Here is a 15,397-nt window from a genome sequence, read left to right as displayed (position 1 = left end):
CCTCCTGTCGCGGGGTCGCGGGGGTCAGAAGTTGCCCAGGCCGCCGCAGACGTTGAGGGCCTGGGCGGTGATGGAGGCGGCAGCGTCCGAGGCGAGGTAGCCGACCAGACCGGCGACCTCCTCGGGCGTGGAGTAACGGCCGAGCGGGATCTTGGCGGTGAAGCGCTCCAGGATGGCCTGCTCGGTGGTGTCGTACGCGGTCGCGTAGCCCTCCCGGACGCGCTGCGCCATGGGCGTCTCGACGTAGCCGGGGCAGACCGCGTTGACGGTGATGCCGGTCGGGGCCAGCTCGTTGCCGAGGGCCTTGGTGAAGCCGACGACGCCGTGCTTGGACGCCGAGTAGGGGGCGCCGAGGATGACGCCCTGCTTGCCCGCGGTGGAGGCGATGTTGATGATCCGGCCGCGGCTCTTGTGCCGCATGCCGCCGGTCGTCAGCACCTCGCGGGTCAGCCGGAAGACGCTGTTGAGGTTGGTGTTGATGACGTCGTGCCACAGCTCGTCGGGGATGTCGGCGGTGACACCGCCGCCGCTGCGCCCGGCGTTGTTGACCAGGACGTCGACGGTGCCGAGCCGGTCGACGGCGGCCGCGACGAACTCGCGTACGGCCGTGTCGTCGCGGACGTCGAGGGTGCGGCCGTCGACCTCGTGGCCCTCGGCGCGCAGCTCCTTGACGGTGGCCTCGACGTTGCCGGCGTCGCGGGCGCCGAGGAAGACCCGGTGCCCCTGGACGGCGAGCAGACGGGCGACGGCCAGGCCGATCCCGCTGGTCGCCCCGGAGACCAGGGCGACGGGGCGGTCGGCGGCGCTCATGCCGAGACCGTCAGCAGCTCGTTGACCGCGGTGATCAGCTCGCGCGGGGTGACGTGCACCGACAGCACGGACTCGTCGATGATGACGTCGTACTCGTTCTCGATCCGGCCGCCGGTCTCCAGGATGGCCAGCGACTCGTAGCCGATCTCCTCGAAGCCCTGGTCGAGGATGTCGCCGTCGAGGTCCACGGCGTCGTCGGCGCCGGCGCACTCGACGAGGATGCGTTTGAGGTCGTCCAGGGTGAACTGCCGGGCAGTCATCAGCGTGTCCCTTCGGTGGAGTCCGATCCGGTGGTGGCGCGGCCGCCGGCCCGTACCAGCAGCGCCGAGTTGAAGCCGCCGTAGCCGCGGGCCAGGATCAGCGCGCTGCGGACCGGGCGCACCCGGGGACGGCCGGTGACCAGGTCGATGCCGTAGTCGGCGGCCGGGTCGGAGTTGACGGTGGGCGGGATGACGCCGTCCCGGACGGACAGCAGCGCGGTGGCCGTGTCCAGGGCTCCGGCGCCGGAGTAGAGCCGGCCGGTCATCGTCTTGGGCGCGGTGACGGGCACCCCGCGCTCGCCGAAGACCTGGTTGATCGCGACGGCCTCGGCGCGGTCCAGCTCCGGGATGCCGGCGGCGTCGGCGAAGACGACGTCGACGTCGTCCGCGTCCGCCCCGGCGTCCGCGAGGGCGACCTCGATCGCCTTGCGGAAGGCCCCGTCGCGTCCGGTGCCCGCGGGGGCGTCGAAGGTGGCGCCGTACCCGGCGATCTCGCCGTAGACGCGGGCGCCGCGCAGGGCGGCGGCACCGGCCTCCTCCAGGATCAGGATGGCGCCGCCCTCGCCGGGCACATGGCCGCAGGCGTCGGCGTCGAAGGGCAGGTAGGCGTGGGCGGGCTGGTCGCTGGTGCTCATCCGGCCGCCGGCCAGCTGTGCGACCCAGCCCCACGGACAGATCGTCGCGTCGACCCCGCCGGACACCATCAGCCGGGTGCCGCTGCGGATCTTGCGGCGGGCCTGCGCCAGCGCGTCCAGACCGCCGGCCTGGTCGCTGACGACGACCCCGCTGGGGCCTTTCATGCCGTGCCGGATGGAGATCTGGCCGCTGTTGACGGCGTAGAACCAGGCGAAGGACTGGTAGGCGCTGACGTACTGGCTGCCGCGGCTCCAGAGCTTCTGCAGCTCGCCCTGGCCGAACTCGAAGCCGCCCGCGGAGCTGGAGGTGACCACGCCCATGCTGTAGCCGTCCAGGCCGCGCGGCTCGATCGAGGCGTCGGCGAGCGCCCAGTCCGCGGCGACCAGCGCCATCCGCGTCATGTGGTCGGTCTGCACGATCATGCGGCCGGGCAGGTGGTCCTCGGCGACGAAGCCCTGGACCTCGCCGGCCAGCCGGGCGGGGTACTGCGACGGGTCGAAGCGGGTGACGCGGCCGATGCCGCTCTTGCCGCCGCGGGTGGCGTCCCAGTAGGCCGCGGCGCCCAGCCCGTTGGGGGCGACGACACCGAGGCCGGTGACGACGGTGGTGGCGGCGGTCATGTGATCCTCCGGTCGGCGGCGGCCAGCACCATGGCGCTCTGGAAGCCGCCGAACCCGCTGCCGACGGTGAGCACCGCGTCGGTGCGCCAGTCGCGGGCGGTGAGCGGGACGTAGTCCAGGTCGCACTCGGGGTCGGGGGTGTGCAGGTTCGCCGTGGGCGGGACCACGTTCTCGGCCATCGCCAGCACCGAGGCGGCGATCTCGATCGAGCCGATCGCGCCGAGCGAGTGCCCGACCATCGACTTGATGGAGCTGACCGGGACCTGCCGGGCGCGCTCGCCCAGGCTCAGCTTGAACGCCGCGGTCTCGTGCCGGTCGTTCTGCTTGGTGCCCGAGCCGTGCGCGTTGATGTAGTCGATCTCGTCGGGGTTCATCCGCGCCTGGTCCATGGCGACCCGGATGGCCTCGGCCATCTCCAGCCCGTCGGGCCGCAGCCCGGTCATGTGGAAGGCGTTGCAGCGCGAGCTGTAGCCGGCGATCTCGGCGTAGATGTGCGCGCCGCGGCGGCGGGCCGCGGTCAGCTCCTCCAGGACGAAGACCGCGGAGCCCTCGCCCAGGACGAAGCCGTTGCGGGTGCCGTCGAAGGGCCGCGAGGCGTGCTCGGGGTCGTCGTTGCGCGGGGTGGTGGCCTTGATCGCGTCGAAGCACGCCAGCGTGATCGGCGAGATGGGCGCGTCGGTGGCGCCGGCGACCATGACGTCGGCGGCGCCCTCCCTGATCACCTCGACCGCGTAGCCGACCGCGTCGATGCCCGAGGTGCAGCCGGTGGAGACCACCGACGTCGGGCCCTGGGCACCGGCCCGCCAGGCGACCTCGGCGGCGCCGGCGCTGGGCACCAGGTAGTTGTAGAGGTGCGGTACGGCGTACTCGTGGTCGACCAGGTCCTGCCGGCCGCCGTCGCTGACGACGCGGTACTCCTGGTCCAGGCCCATCGTGGCGCCGACGGCGCTGCCCAGCGTGACGCCGGTGCGGAAGGGGTCGAGGGCCTCGAAGTCCAGGCCGCTGTCGGCCACCGCCTCACCGGCGGCGACCACCGCGAGCTGCACGGAGCGGTCCATGCGGCGGATCTCCTGCGGGCTCAGGCCGAACAGCTCGGGATCGAAGTCGATCTCGGCGGCGACCTGGGAGCGGAACGGGGTGGGGTCGAAGAAACTGACCCGCCGGGTCGCGGTACGGCCCTCGGACAGCAGGCTCCAGAAGTTCTTGACGCCGATGCCGCCGGGGGCCAGTACGCCCACCCCTGTGATGACGACTCGCCGGGTGGACACCGTCACGCCTCCCAGTTGTAGAAACGCGTCGCGAGCGCGTCGGCCGGCGAGCGCCAGGTGGCGGGGTCGTAGGCCTGGATGTACGGCTTGAGGTCCTCGCTGATCCGCACGAAGCGCGAGTCGGCCTTGGCCTCCTCGATGCGCTCGCCGCCGTTGTTCTCGTCGAAGTCCTGCACGTGGAAGTACAGGCCGCGGAACTGGAACAGCTGCCGGCGCCGGGTGCCCATCAGGTGCGGCATCTCGGTGCGGTCGAAGTCCGCGAACAACCGGGCCACGTCGCTGCCGCCGCCGGGTTCGATCCGCGCGACGATCAAGCTGCTGTGCATGTCAGTACCCTCTTTCGGTCCGGTCCGGTCCTGGTACCTGCCGAGGAGCCGGCGCGCTGGGGATGATCAGGCGAACAGCGAGCGCATGTGCTGCGGGGACTGGGTCGTGCCCCACCGGCCGAGCCGCTCCAGCAGCTCCGGCGTCGCCTCGAAGTGGTGGTTGTCCGGGTCGCCCAGGGCGAAGGGCGCGGGGACGAACGCGCTGTCGCGCAGGTGCGCGAAGATGCGGTCGGCCGCGACGGCGGGTTCGAGGGTGCCGGCCTCCACGGCCTGGCAGGTGGTGCGGGTGAAGGCGAGCAGCTCGATGATGTCCTTGGCCACGGGCGCGGGCATGCCGGGCGTCTCGTGGTTCTCCAGGTCGAGGAACACCTGCTCGTCGCGGGTCTTGAGGTAGTCGCGCAGCGCGTTCTCGATCCGCATCGTGGGCAGGATGCTGGTGACCTTCCACACCCGGATGACCGCGTTCCACAGCTCGTAGTGGCGGAAGCCCACGAAGGAGCTGTAGACGAGGTCGTCGTGCACGTCGTACAGGCCCTGCTGGACCTTGTCGATGTACGCGAAGCGCTCGGTGGACCAGTCGCCGTCGCGGGAGGCCGCGATCAGCCGCCAGGCCAGCGAGTTGACGACCTCCAGGGTGTTGGTGATGCCGCGCGAGTACAGGGCGTCGATGAAGCCGGCCGCGTGCGAGGTCAGGGTGTAGCGCTCGCCGACGGTGTTGGACGCGGAGTACTGGAGCCGTCCGGTGCTGATCCAGGGCCGCACCGCGCGGGCGCCGGTGAACTGCTCGGCGATCTGCGGGAAGCGGGCGAGGAAGTCGTCGAACTCCTGCTGCGCGGAGACCTTCGGGTCCTTGGGGAAGACCCGCTCGTCCAGCGTCAGCCCGACGCTGCACAGGGTGCTCAGCGCGCCCTCGTGGTTGTCGAACGGGATGACCCACAGCCAGCCGCCGTCGAAGACGTGGTGCAGCGTGCCGTGGTGCCAGGGGCTGGGGTTCTTGTGCGCCTGGGCGGCGGTGGCGTCGTCGAACGGCGTCACGCCCACCATGTGGGTGAACATGCTGCGCGAGTGGTGCCGGGCCCGCGGCGGGTCGTCGCGCAGCCCGAACGCCTCGGCGGTCGGGGAGCGGTAGCCGCCGCCGTCGACCAGGTACTTCGCCCGGTACTCCGTGCCCTGCGTGGAGCGCAGCACCACACCGGCGGCCGGGTCGATGTCGATGCTGGTGATGCGGGTGTCCAGGCACGGCTCGGCGCCGTACTGCACCGCGAGGTTGAACAGGTAGGCGTCGGAGTCCTGCCGGAACAGGTGGCACTCGGTGCGCTGCCACTCGGGGATCACCAGCTGGTTGATCTGGTCGGGCTGCTGGGGCTTGCCCTGCTCGTGGTAGACGAACCCGAAGTTCGACTTCCGTCCCGACATGGGGCTGACTTTCTCGTTGACGCCGCGAAAGCTGGCCAGCGGGGCGATCTCGGGGACGTCGTAGCGCTCGGCGATGATCTTGGTCATCGAGGAGGTGTAGGGGATCGTCGACTCCCCCACCGCGAAGCGCGGGTGGGTGCCGGCGTCCATCAGCAGCACCTTGACGTCGTTGCGGGCCAGCACCGCGCCGAGCATGCCGCCGGCCATGCCGGCGCCGAGGATCGCCACGTCGTAGGTCTGGTCGGCCAGCTCCTTGCCGGTCTCGTCCATGATTCGTCCTCCACGGGAGTGCGGTCGGTTCGGCTCAGGAGTGGTAGGGGCGCTTGGCCTTCGCGGTGCGCAGCGCGTCGGCCCACCAGACGAGCTGGTCGAGCATGAGCTTGGCCGCGGCGTTGCAGCCCTCCAGTTCGGGGGCGAACGCGCCGGCGGCGTCGAAGTGGCTGAGGATCCGCGGGAAGATCGCGATGTCCTTCACGCCGACGGAGTGGAACTCCGCGAGGATCTGCCGCAGGTGCTCCACCGCCCGCACGCCGCCGGCCATGCTCAGGCCGTACGTCACGAATCCGGCGGGCTTGGCTTCCCACTCCGCGTTGTAGTTGTCGATGAGCGTCTTGAGCGGCCCGGGAATGCCGCGGTTGTACTCGGGGACGACGAAGACGAAGGCGTCGGCCGCGGCCAGTACCGGCCGCAGCGCGACCACCGCGGGCGCGGTGTCGTCGAGGTCGTCCGGCATCGGGTGGTCGACCAGGTCGACCACGTCGGTCACCAGGTCGGCGCGCTGCCCGGCCTGCCCGACGAACCACTGCGCCACCTGCGGCGCGAGGCGTCCGGCACGGGTGCTGCCGACGATGACCACGACCCGGATCGGTGCGGTGGACACAGGGTGCTCCTCCCCTTGCTCGGGACCGGTGGGACCCCGGGGCCGCGGCCGCGCCCGTCACAGGCGCGGCCGCGGCCCCGGGAGAGGGTCAGGAGGGGGAACCCGCCGGCTGCGGACGGCCGCCCGCGGGCGGGCCACCGGCCGGGGGGCCGCCCATCGGCGGGCCGCCCATCGGACGCCCGCCAGGACCCCCGGGACCCCCGGGACCACCCGGGCCACCGGGACGCCCGCCGGGGCCACCGGGGCCGCCGAGCGCGCCGGTGATGCCCTGGAGGGTGCGCATCAGCGTGAAGTTGTCGACGATGCCCCACCGCTCGGCGATCCGGTCGTCCTCGAACCGCAGGATGAGCAGCGCGTGGTGCTCGACCTCGCTGTTGGTGGCGGGGATACCGAGGAACGGGCCGGTGTGCTTGCCCTTCATGACCCAGCGGATCGCGGAGCGGTCGCCCTCGCTGACGACGTCGAGGACCTCGTACCTGATGTCGGAGAACGACCGGTGCTGCATCTCGATCGTCATCTTGAACGAGGCCGGGCCGCGCACCGAGTCGTCGTAGGAGCCGTGGCTCTGGTAGTCCGGCGTCAGATAGCGGTCGGCCACCGACAGGTCGCCGTCGTTGAGGCCCTTGTTGTAGACGATGTCGATGATCTCCCGCTGCCTCTCGACACTGGGAATCTCCTTCGTCATGCTGTCCCGTCCTTCCATGTGGTGATTACCTGTTCTCCGTCGGTACCGGTCATGACCTGGGCGATCTCACGGATGCCCGGCCCGGTGGTCCACACCACGCGCAGCTCCAGCCGGCACAGCCGCCAGCCGTCGGCGGTGCGCCGCGCCACCCCCTCGAACCGGCCGCCGAGGTAGAAGTGCGGCGCGGAGGCGGGCGGCGGCGGCGAGCCGGGGTGCACATGGATGGCGACGACGTTCCAGGCGACGGTCGCCCGGTCGCCGTCCGGCTCGATGGCGTAGTGCGAGACGTTGTGGTGGGTGCGGTCCCAGTGGCCCATGAAGCCGCGGGTGAAGTCCGCGACCCCGGCGATGCCCTGGTGGCTGCCCGGCGGGAAGTCCAGTTCGACGTCGCCGGTGAAGACCGAGCGCGCCCAGGCCTGGTCGAAGTCGCCGCCGTCCAGGGCGCGCAGATAGCGGTCGGCGAGGTCGGCGAGGTCCGCGCGGTCGGTCAGCCGGCGCAGCGCCGCGACGGCCTCGGCGGGCAGCGAGAGGTCCAGGTCCGTCACGGCCGGTCCCCCGCGGCCGGCCGCGGCGCGCCGAACCAGCGGCGCAGGGCCTCGTCGAGACCGGCGGCCGAACCGGGCGCCGTCCAGGCGATGTAGCCGTCGGGGCGCACCAGCACCGCCGCGGTGCCGGTGAGCGGGTCGTCGCCGGCCAGGCCGCTGAAGGGCGCGCTGACCACGTCGACCCGGTCGTCCCAGGGGGCCGCCGTGCGCTGTAGCTCCGCGTCGCCGGTGGCGTCCAGCAGGATCGGGCGGGCGGTGTGCATCAGCTCGTAGAAGGGCCGCGGGCCGGTCGCGGTGGCCACCTGCCGGTTGGGCATCCGCGCGCCGAGCAGCGGGTGGTCGCCCGCGCCGACGTCGTAGCGGATCTCCAGGCCGCTGACCATGCCGATCAGGTGCTTGGCGACCACGTCGTAGCCGATCAGCTCGGTGAACAGGTCGCGCATCGGCTGCACCTCGTCACCGCTGAGGAACAGCAGGCCCTGGGCCTGGGTGTTCATCAGCAGCCGCCGGCCGATCCGGTGGCGCTCGTCGTGGTAGCTGTCCAGCAGCCCCTCGGGGGCCCAGCCGTGCACCTGCGCGGCGAGCTTCCAGCCGAGGTTGACCGCGTCCTGGATGCTGGTGTTCATGCCGAGCCCGCCGGCCGGCAGGTGGATGTGCGCGGCGTCACCGGCCAGCAGGATCCGGCCGCGCCGGTACTCGGTGGCCTGCCGGGTCGCGTTGCCGAACGAGCTGAGCCACACCGGCTCCGCGTGGCTGATGTCCTCGCCGGTCAGGCGCTTCCAGGCGTCGGAGATCTCGCCGAACTCGATCGGGGTGGTACGCCGCTTGGGCAGCGTGCCGCGCTCGCACACGATGAAGCGCTGCACCCCGTTGGTGGGCGGGGTGGCCATGACCATACCGCCGGGGTAGGACTCGCCGATCATCCGCGGCCGCACGTTGGTGCCGCGCAGGTCGGCGAGGAACATCTCCATCGAGGCGGCCGTGCCGGGGAAGTCGAAGCCGGCCGCCTTGCGGACCGTGCTGCGCCCGCCGTCACAGCCGACCAGGTACTTCGCCCGCAGCTCCTCCCGGGCGCCGTCGGGGCCCTGGATCTCGGCGGTCACCCCGTCGTCGTCCGCCGACAGCGCGACGCACTCCCAGCCGCGGCGGAAGGTGACGCCGGGGCCGGGGGCCCAACCCGCGAGCATCGCCTCGGTGTCGGACTGCGGCAGCGTCTTGCCCGCGAAGAGCCCGCCCTCCAGCTGGCCGAAGTCCAGTGGCAGCCCGCCGAAGTGGCCGACGGCGCTCAGCTCGAAGGGGGGCAGCCGCGGCAGCAGCCCGCGCTGGTCGAAGACCTCCTTGGTGCGGGCGGTGAAGCCCAGGCCGCGGGACTCGCCGGTCGGCCGCTCCAGCCGCTCCAGCACGACCACCTCGACACCGGCCAGGCGCAGTTCGCCGGCCAGCATCATCCCGGCCGGTCCGGCGCCGACCACGATCACATCCGTATTCATGGATACCTCTCTTGTCGCACTCGTCGAACTCGTCGAAGTCCGCACCGGGGACGTGGCGGGTCAGCCCTCCGCGGCCGGCCCGTCACGGGGCCGGCGAGAGCTGCGCCCTGGTCTCAGCGGCGATGGAGAAGATCACGTTTCCGGCGGCGTCGAAGACCTCGGCGGTGCCGGTGCCCAGGAAGGCCGTGTCGAAGAGCTTGGCGTCGATGTTGATGATCAGGTGGTCGATGCCGGTGACCTCGGTGTCCCCGGACACGCCCGAGTCGCCCTCGTCGAGGCGCTCGGTGATGGTGAAGACGAAGGTGTCCTCGCCGGTCCGCCGCCAGGTGCCCTCACCGCCGGTCTCCGCGGTCTTGAGCTGGGCGGATCCGTCGCTCTCCAGGTTGACGGTGAACTCCTCGACCGTCGTGCCGTAGAACACCGTGCCGGCCCACAGGCCGACCGGCGCGTCGACGACTTGGGACATGACTTCCCTACTTTCTGCAGCTGTCGTGGGGTGGGCGTGGGCAGCACAAAAGCGGCCCGCCCCGCGGAGGGGGCGAACCGCTTTACGTGGAAGAAAGCCTCAGGTGGAGCGGGGGGTCAGCCGACCCGGTCGGCTCCGGTGGCCACCGGTGCGGCGAGCATCCGGTGGATCAGGGTGTGCAGCTCGGCCTCGACCTGCTCACCGCCGAGGGTGCGCACGATCTCGCCCTGCATGCGCTCGACCGCGTCGGCCAGGTACGCCAGCCGCTCCCGGCCGAGGCCGGTCAGCTCCAGGGCGTAGCGGCGCCGGTCGTCGGGGTCCTGCCCCCGGGTGACCAGGCCCTTCTCGACCAGCTCGTCGACGATCAGGGCGGCGGCGGGCTCGGTGAGCGCGAGGTAGCGGGCGAACTGCTGCTGCGGGCACGGCCCGAGCTTGCCGATCGCGGACAGCGCGCCGAAGTCGCGCACCCGCAGGCCCTCGTCGGCGACCAGGGCGTCACCGCGCCGCCGCAGCAGGTAGAAGACCTGGGTGATCAGGTACTCGGTGCTCAGGCCGCTCGGGGTGCCGGCCGGTTCGCCGAGCACGGTGCGCAGCAGCTCGTTGAGCCGTACGCGCTCGTCCGCGGTCAGGTTGGCCGTCAGCATCCGGTCGCGCTCCAGGACCGCGGGCTGCATACGGGCCAGCTCGCCGCGGCCGGCGTCGGTGAGCGCGAGCAGGTAGGAGCGGCGGTTGTCGGGGTTGCGGGTCCGGGTGACGTACCCGGCGCCCTGCAACCGGTCGATCAGCTTGACCATGATCGTCCGGTTGATCTCCAGCCGCTCGGCGAGTGCCTGCTGGGAGGTGCCGTGCCCGGCGGCGAGGGCGGCCAGGACCGCGTAGTCACGCGCCTGGGTGCTCCGGTCGGCGGCCGCCGCGACGTGCGCGAACGCCCGGCGCATCAGGTACGGCAGGTAGCGCGTGAGCTCCGGGGCCAGTTTCGCGCCGACCAGCTCGGCGGACCCTCGCCCGTGGCCGTGCGGCTCCGCCATGAGCGTGCGCCTCCTTCCGGCCGGTCCGGGCTGCGTGATCAATCATAGAACGAGTGCGAGGTGAGGAACTTCCGCAGTCGTGTCGTCGCCGCGTTGGCCGCGGCGGCGTACCGGTCGTCGGGCAGCAGCGCCTGGTGGCGTACGGCGACCTCGGCGAGTTTGATCGCATGCTCGTCGCCGAGCTCGACGGCTTCGGCGATGAGCTGGTCCTCCCGCGGCACCGCCGCGGCGGGGGCGGTGGCGGGGCCGCGGGAGGAGCTGTAGTAGCCGCGGATGCCGTCGCTGCAGTGGCGGGCCGCCAGGAAGGAGGTCCACTGCAGATCGGCGGGCAGGTGCGGCAGGACCAGGCGGACGGCTGCCGGGCCGGTGATCGCGTGGATCAGCGGTACGGGGTGGCCGGTCTGCACGGTCGCGTAGTGGCCGCAGGCGTCCGCGACCAGTTCGTCCAGGGCGGTGAAGGCGGCGCCGTCGGGCCGGGCCGCGGGGGTGGCCCTGCGCAGTTCGGCGTCGATGGCCTGGGCGTCGCTGAGCGAGTAGCGGGCCGCCCAGTAGCCCAGGCCGTGGGCGAGTTCCTTGCGGTAGAGGGCGTTGTCGGAGTCGCTCGCCTGGGCGATGGCCCGCACCGCGTGGGCGGTGCGGATCACGCCGTGCGTCATGACGCCGGACATGCCCGACACCAGCCGCGGCCACCAGAGGTTCAGCACCTCCTGCCAGGGCTTCTCGGCCAGCTCGCGGTCGAACATCTCCCACCAGTCGGTGACCCGGTCGAAGTCGCCGAGGGCGGGCCGCCAGTCGCTCTCGTCCAGGGCGGACAGCGGGAAGCGGGGGGTGGGCAGGTCCTTGTAGCGGCGGTGGGCGAGGTTGTCCTCGACCCAGGTCGCGATGTCGTCGGCGTAGCCCAGGGTGGCCATGGCCTCGGCGGCCATCGGCGCGTGGTTGACGAGCATCGTGCCGTGCTCGTAGCCGATGCTCCGGAGGCGGTCGAGTGCCCCGCTCATGGCGTCGGTGTACGTCAGTCCGGTCATGTCCGCTCCCAGTGCCGATGGTGCCGCCGAGTTCTCCGCGCGCTCAGGCCTTCTGTGCTTGTGCCTCCCCGCCGCCCTTGAACGGCTTGACGGTGAGCAGGGCGACCAGGATGCCGACCACGTAGAGGCCGACGGCGACCTTGAAGCCCGCGGTGTAGCCGTTGACCAGCGCGTCCGGCAGGGAGGTGCCCGCCGCGGCGTGCCGGGTGGTGGTGGCCGCGACCGTCGCCAGCCCGGCGAGGCCGAGGGCGCCGCCGATCTGGCTGCTGGCCGTCAGCAGCGAGGAGCCGATGCCGGCCTCGGAGCTGTCGATGCCGCGTACGCCGATCGTGGTGGCGACGACCGTGGTGGCGCCCAGGCCGATACCGGTGACGAGCGAGGCCGGCATCACCATGGCCCAGACGTTGGAGTCCTTGGTCAGGAAGGCGAACCAGCCCGATCCCGCCGCGGCGATCGCCAGTGCCAGCGAGAGCGCGATCCGCTCCGGGGCGCGGGCCATCAGCACCGGTCCGACACCGCCGGCGGCGATACCGAAGCCGACCGCGAGCGGCAGGTACATCAGGCCGGTCCGCAGCGCGGAGTAGTCGAGGACCTGCTGCATGTAGAGGGTCAGGAAGTAGTAGGTGGCGAAGCTGCCCGTCGACATCAGCAGGGTGACGACGTTGGCTCCGGTGCGGCCGCGGTCGCTGAGCACCTCGCGCGGGATCATGGGCTCGGCGCTGGTGCGCTGGATGACGGCGAAGGCGGCCAGCAGGACACCGGCGGCGATCAGGCAGGCGATGACCGTGGCGTCGCTCCAGCCGTGGTCGCTGACCCGGTTGACGCCGAAGACCAGCGAGCCGGCACCGAGGGTCGCGGCGATCGCGCCGGGGATGTCGATCCTGGTCCGCCGGGCTGGCTCGCCCTCGTTGAGCGCGTTGAGCCCGAAGATGATCGCGACGACGACGGGGACGTTGACCAGCAGCACCCAGCGCCAGCTGGCGTACGTGGTCAGCACGCCGCCCAGCACCAGGCCGAGGACCGACGCCAGGCCGGTCACGCCGCCGTAGATGCCCAGCGCCTTGGTCCGTGGTTTGCCCTCGGGGAAGGTCGCGACCAGCAGCGACAGTGCTCCCGGGGTGGCGACGGCGGCTCCCACGCCCTGGATGAGGCGGAAGGCGATGAGCGAGCCGCCGTTGGGCGCGAGGCCGCCGGCCAGCGAGGCCAGGCCGAAGAGCACCAGGCCGACGGTGAAGACCTTCTTGCGGCCGTAGACGTCACCCACCCGTCCGGCGACCAGCAGCAGACCGCCGAACGTCAGCGAGTACCCGTTGATCACCCAGTTCAGGTTTCCCGGGGAGATCTTCAGCGCCTTCTGGATGCTCGGGAGAGCAACGATCATGATCGTGCCGTCGAGCACGACCATGAACCGCGCCAGGGCGATGACCATGGTCGCGACACCGAGCCGGGCGCCCGCCTCCGGGGCCGGGGCGGCGGCGTCCACCGGCGGATCGGCCGTGGCTCCTTCGTACTGTGACATGTCGGGGGTCCCTCCGGGATGAACTCGAAGATCAGCCGGCGGTGCCGGCTGCCGGCGTCCAGAGAGAGAGCTGCTCGTACGCGGCCTTCCACTCGTTCTCGTACTTGACGCGGCCCCAGCCCGGCAGCCGGCCCAGCACGGTCTCGACCCAGTCGGCGGCGGCGTCGTCCAGCAGCCAGGGCATGTACGTGCCGATGTCCTCGCCGACCTTCTTGAGGTGGACGGCCGCGAAGTGGCTCCACTCCTCCTGGGTCAGCGTGGAGTCGACCAGGGACAGGCCCTCGGACTCCTCGTGCTGGAGGTGCCCGCGCAGGCTGGTGCTGAGGTCGCCCACGAGGCCGCCGAGCTGCTCCGCGCCCTTCTCCGGGTCGGCCAGCGCCGCGTCGATGCTCGCCAGCAGCGGGTCGATGGCGGCGTGCTCGGCCTCCATCGCGTGCAGCAGCGCGAGGTCGGGGGCGTCGGCCAGCCGCTCCTCCATCAGGCCCCACACCGTGTCGTCCTCGGAGGTGTGGTGGATGTGCAGATAGGTCTTGAACAGCTTCCAGCCCAGCGCGGTCCGCATCACGGTCCGGGGGTCGTCGCTGACGCCGTCGGCCACCTTGGCGATGCGGTCCAGCTCACGGCGGAAGGCGTCGTGGATGGTCAGCATCATCGTCATGTCGAGCTTGTACTCGCCGCTCATGGGACAGCTCCTCTCTCCGGTGTCCACGCTACGCGAAACACCGACAACCATCAACCCCAACAACTAATGATTCGCCTAACCGCACACTCACATAACCGTCAAGGTTGATAACAGGTGAGCGGCGGGTGACGCGGGACCGGCCCGCCGCCGGCCGCGGCACGGTGCCGCGGCCGGCGGCGCCGGAGCCGGGTCAGGCCTCGATCTCGTCCGGGGCCGGGGTGTCGAAGGAGTAGACGTGCAGCTTGATGCCGTCCGGGTCGTGGAAGAACACGATGTAGCCGATGGCGGCGATGCGCAGGCCGGAGTTCTCGACACCCTCGGCGTTGAGGTGGTCGACCCAGGCCTGGACCTCGGCCTTGCCCTGCACCGCGAAGCTGACCGGGTCGAACCCGGACAGCGACTCGGACAGCTCCGCGTTCTCGCGGAAGGCCAGCAGCGTGTTGTCGAGGCCGGTGAGCTTGCCCACCGAGCCGCGCACGATGCCCTCGTCGTCCTTGAACTCCATCGTGGTGGTGAAGCCGAAGACGCGGCCGTACCAGTCGATGGACCGCTGGATGTCGCTGACCGCGAACTTCACGTGGTGTATTCCGCCGAGAGCGGGCATGTCAGTTTCCCTTCGCTTGTGAGGCTTGTGAGGTCTGTCGTGCGTCGGTCTTCGCAGGCGTCCCGGGGTCGGTCGCGGGGACCAGGGTGAGGAACTCGGTGACCCGCAGGGCCGAGAGCACCAGCCGCAGGCCCCAGCGGATGCGCACCGTCTTGTCGTCGGTGACGACCACCGGGTCGGTCATGTGCAGCCGGCGGCGGCGGACCAGCAGGTCGCAGCCGCCGGCTGCGCGTACGTTGCGGACCCAGTCGGTACGCGAGCCGTACGGCAGGGTGATGACGTAGGTGCCCTGGTGGCGGAAGACCTTCACCGGAGTGCGGAACTCCCGTCCGGACTTCCGCCCGCGGTGCAGGACCAGGCCGAAGCCCGGCATCCGCCCGAAGAGCGGGCCCGCGAGGCGGTTGCCCACGGTCTTGTTGAAACGCGCCCATCCGCGGCCGAGTGTCATGGGTGCTCCTCCCGGAGGCAGGGTGTGGATGACAGTGGCGGGATCCCAAAGGTCCCACCGGGAAGGGCCGGAACGGCGCTTTCCCGCCAGTCGGCGCGCGTCCCCTGGCTCAGCCGTCCCACCGTGCGTACGCTGCTCGCAGCTCCTCCTCCAGGCGCCCGAAGGACCCTTCGAAGAACGTGAGCGGCTCCTGCCGTTGCCGGTGCACCCCCAGCTCGGCCACCTCGCCCAGCACGATGACGTGGTCGCCGCCGGGGTATTCCGCCCGGATGTCGCAGTCCATGTAGGCCAGCGACTCGCCGACGACCGGCACGCCCCGGCGGCTGCGGCCGGAGAACACCCGCTCGCTGGCCGGGACCTGCCGGCCGGCGAACGTCGTCGCCAGCTGCTCGTGCCGGCGCGCCAGCAGGTTGACCGCGAAGCGCCCGGTGCGCGCCAGCTCGTCGCGCAGCCGGGAGTCGCGGTGGATGCAGAAGAGGATCAGCGGAGGATCCAGGGAGACGGAGGTGAAGGAGTTCACGGTGGTGCCGTCGCCCTGCGCGTCGTCCCCGGTGGAGATGACGGTGACGCCGGTGACGAACAGTCCGCTCACCGTGCGCAGTGACCGGCCGTCGACCGGGAAGACCTGGTGCGTGGGTCCGGGCGGGTCGAGGTGCCCGCCGGGGCGTGCGGTGCCCGCCGTCGGCACG

At 71.6% G+C, this 15,397-nt stretch carries 18 protein-coding genes; all 18 read right to left on the bottom strand.

The genetic code is table 11. The features are described 5' to 3' along the window. Positions 1-24 precede the first annotated feature (24 nt). Positions 25-810 (bottom strand): 3-oxoacyl-ACP reductase FabG, encoded by a 786-nt coding sequence (gene fabG, locus ACWERV_RS02020; RefSeq protein WP_398188052.1) that lies wholly within the window; start codon positions 808-810, stop codon positions 25-27. Further along, on the bottom strand, positions 807-1,070 hold the full coding sequence (locus ACWERV_RS02015) for a phosphopantetheine-binding protein (RefSeq protein ID WP_398188049.1): 264 nt from the start codon (positions 1,068-1,070) through the stop codon (positions 807-809). The genes fabG and ACWERV_RS02015 overlap by 4 nt, the downstream gene beginning before the upstream one ends. Then, positions 1,070-2,326 (bottom strand): ketosynthase chain-length factor, encoded by a 1,257-nt coding sequence (locus ACWERV_RS02010; RefSeq protein WP_452927504.1) that lies wholly within the window; start codon positions 2,324-2,326, stop codon positions 1,070-1,072. Before ACWERV_RS02010 ends, ACWERV_RS02015 begins: the two co-directional genes overlap by 1 nt. Then, positions 2,323-3,594: a beta-ketoacyl-[acyl-carrier-protein] synthase family protein gene (locus ACWERV_RS02005; protein WP_452927608.1), complete on the bottom strand. Its 1,272-nt coding sequence runs from the start codon at positions 3,592-3,594 to the stop codon at positions 2,323-2,325. The genes ACWERV_RS02010 and ACWERV_RS02005 overlap by 4 nt, the downstream gene beginning before the upstream one ends. A gap of 2 nt (positions 3,595-3,596) precedes the next feature. Then, positions 3,597-3,920: a TcmI family type II polyketide cyclase gene (locus ACWERV_RS02000; RefSeq protein ID WP_398188039.1), complete on the bottom strand. Its 324-nt coding sequence runs from the start codon at positions 3,918-3,920 to the stop codon at positions 3,597-3,599. Between the two features lie 66 nt (positions 3,921-3,986). After that, the gene (locus ACWERV_RS01995; protein ID WP_452927501.1) at positions 3,987-5,606 is read right to left on the bottom strand and encodes an NAD(P)/FAD-dependent oxidoreductase; all 1,620 of its coding nucleotides are present in this window, start codon (positions 5,604-5,606) and stop codon (positions 3,987-3,989) included. 34 nt (positions 5,607-5,640) lie between these two features. Next, complete coding sequence (locus ACWERV_RS01990) at positions 5,641-6,216, bottom strand: NADPH-dependent FMN reductase (protein WP_398188033.1); 576 nt, start codon at positions 6,214-6,216, stop codon at positions 5,641-5,643. Positions 6,217-6,304: 88 nt separating this feature from the next. Next, positions 6,305-6,901 carry an ester cyclase gene (locus ACWERV_RS01985; RefSeq protein ID WP_452927498.1) on the bottom strand — a complete coding sequence of 199 codons (597 nt, stop codon included), beginning with the start codon at positions 6,899-6,901 and terminating at the stop codon, positions 6,305-6,307. After that, entirely contained in the window at positions 6,898-7,446 is a 549-nt protein-coding gene (locus ACWERV_RS01980) for a nuclear transport factor 2 family protein (protein WP_398188027.1), read from the bottom strand. The genes ACWERV_RS01985 and ACWERV_RS01980 overlap by 4 nt, the downstream gene beginning before the upstream one ends. Then, a complete protein-coding gene (locus tag ACWERV_RS01975) occupies positions 7,443-8,936 on the bottom strand; it encodes an FAD-dependent monooxygenase (RefSeq protein WP_398188024.1) in 1,494 nt (497 codons plus the stop codon). The genes ACWERV_RS01980 and ACWERV_RS01975 overlap by 4 nt, the downstream gene beginning before the upstream one ends. Positions 8,937-9,018: 82 nt before the next feature. Beyond that, positions 9,019-9,402, bottom strand: a complete 384-nt coding sequence (locus ACWERV_RS01970; RefSeq protein ID WP_398188021.1) for a hypothetical protein — start codon at positions 9,400-9,402, stop codon at positions 9,019-9,021. Positions 9,403-9,518: 116 nt separating this feature from the next. Beyond that, a complete protein-coding gene (locus tag ACWERV_RS01965) occupies positions 9,519-10,430 on the bottom strand; it encodes a MarR family winged helix-turn-helix transcriptional regulator (RefSeq protein WP_398188018.1) in 912 nt (303 codons plus the stop codon). 38 nt (positions 10,431-10,468) lie between these two features. Next, positions 10,469-11,455, bottom strand: a complete 987-nt coding sequence (locus ACWERV_RS01960) for a hypothetical protein (RefSeq protein ID WP_452927493.1) — start codon at positions 11,453-11,455, stop codon at positions 10,469-10,471. A 43-nt stretch (positions 11,456-11,498) separates the two neighbouring features. After that, entirely contained in the window at positions 11,499-12,974 is a 1,476-nt protein-coding gene (locus ACWERV_RS01955; protein ID WP_452927491.1) for an MFS transporter, read from the bottom strand. A gap of 31 nt (positions 12,975-13,005) precedes the next feature. Continuing rightward, positions 13,006-13,656, bottom strand: a complete 651-nt coding sequence (locus ACWERV_RS01950) for a hemerythrin domain-containing protein (RefSeq protein WP_398188008.1) — start codon at positions 13,654-13,656, stop codon at positions 13,006-13,008. Positions 13,657-13,846: 190 nt separating this feature from the next. Then, positions 13,847-14,260: a VOC family protein gene (locus tag ACWERV_RS01945; protein ID WP_398188005.1), complete on the bottom strand. Its 414-nt coding sequence runs from the start codon at positions 14,258-14,260 to the stop codon at positions 13,847-13,849. A gap of 1 nt (position 14,261) precedes the next feature. Beyond that, positions 14,262-14,708: a nitroreductase family deazaflavin-dependent oxidoreductase gene (locus tag ACWERV_RS01940; RefSeq protein ID WP_398188002.1), complete on the bottom strand. Its 447-nt coding sequence runs from the start codon at positions 14,706-14,708 to the stop codon at positions 14,262-14,264. A gap of 109 nt (positions 14,709-14,817) precedes the next feature. After that, positions 14,818-15,396, bottom strand: a complete 579-nt coding sequence (locus tag ACWERV_RS01935; RefSeq protein ID WP_398187999.1) for a flavin reductase family protein — start codon at positions 15,394-15,396, stop codon at positions 14,818-14,820. Position 15,397 lies beyond the last annotated feature (1 nt).

It is taken from the genome of Streptomyces sp. NPDC004031 (assembly GCF_053604375.1).
The sequence above is the reverse complement of the archived record's forward strand: the minus strand, read 5'-3'. Positions and strand labels throughout refer to the sequence as shown.

What these genes read in the sequence shown, in the direction of transcription:
- ACWERV_RS02000 (WP_398188039.1), bottom strand. Translation starts at nt 3,920, where the DNA reads ATGCACAGCAGCTTGATCGTCGCGCGGATCGAACCCGGCGGCGGCAGC.
- ACWERV_RS01970 (WP_398188021.1), bottom strand. Translation starts at nt 9,402, where the DNA reads ATGTCCCAAGTCGTCGACGCGCCGGTCGGCCTGTGGGCCGGCACGGTG.
- ACWERV_RS01985 (WP_452927498.1), bottom strand. Translation starts at nt 6,901, where the DNA reads ATGACGAAGGAGATTCCCAGTGTCGAGAGGCAGCGGGAGATCATCGAC.
- fabG (WP_398188052.1), bottom strand. Translation starts at nt 810, where the DNA reads ATGAGCGCCGCCGACCGCCCCGTCGCCCTGGTCTCCGGGGCGACCAGC.
- ACWERV_RS01975 (WP_398188024.1), bottom strand. Translation starts at nt 8,936, where the DNA reads ATGAATACGGATGTGATCGTGGTCGGCGCCGGACCGGCCGGGATGATG.
- ACWERV_RS02010 (WP_452927504.1), bottom strand. Translation starts at nt 2,326, where the DNA reads ATGACCGCCGCCACCACCGTCGTCACCGGCCTCGGTGTCGTCGCCCCC.
- ACWERV_RS02015 (WP_398188049.1), bottom strand. Translation starts at nt 1,070, where the DNA reads ATGACTGCCCGGCAGTTCACCCTGGACGACCTCAAACGCATCCTCGTC.
- ACWERV_RS01940 (WP_398188002.1), bottom strand. Translation starts at nt 14,708, where the DNA reads ATGACACTCGGCCGCGGATGGGCGCGTTTCAACAAGACCGTGGGCAAC.
- ACWERV_RS01950 (WP_398188008.1), bottom strand. Translation starts at nt 13,656, where the DNA reads ATGAGCGGCGAGTACAAGCTCGACATGACGATGATGCTGACCATCCAC.
- ACWERV_RS01960 (WP_452927493.1), bottom strand. Translation starts at nt 11,455, where the DNA reads ATGACCGGACTGACGTACACCGACGCCATGAGCGGGGCACTCGACCGC.
- ACWERV_RS01965 (WP_398188018.1), bottom strand. Translation starts at nt 10,430, where the DNA reads ATGGCGGAGCCGCACGGCCACGGGCGAGGGTCCGCCGAGCTGGTCGGC.
- ACWERV_RS01945 (WP_398188005.1), bottom strand. Translation starts at nt 14,260, where the DNA reads ATGCCCGCTCTCGGCGGAATACACCACGTGAAGTTCGCGGTCAGCGAC.
- ACWERV_RS01995 (WP_452927501.1), bottom strand. Translation starts at nt 5,606, where the DNA reads ATGGACGAGACCGGCAAGGAGCTGGCCGACCAGACCTACGACGTGGCG.
- ACWERV_RS01955 (WP_452927491.1), bottom strand. Translation starts at nt 12,974, where the DNA reads ATGTCACAGTACGAAGGAGCCACGGCCGATCCGCCGGTGGACGCCGCC.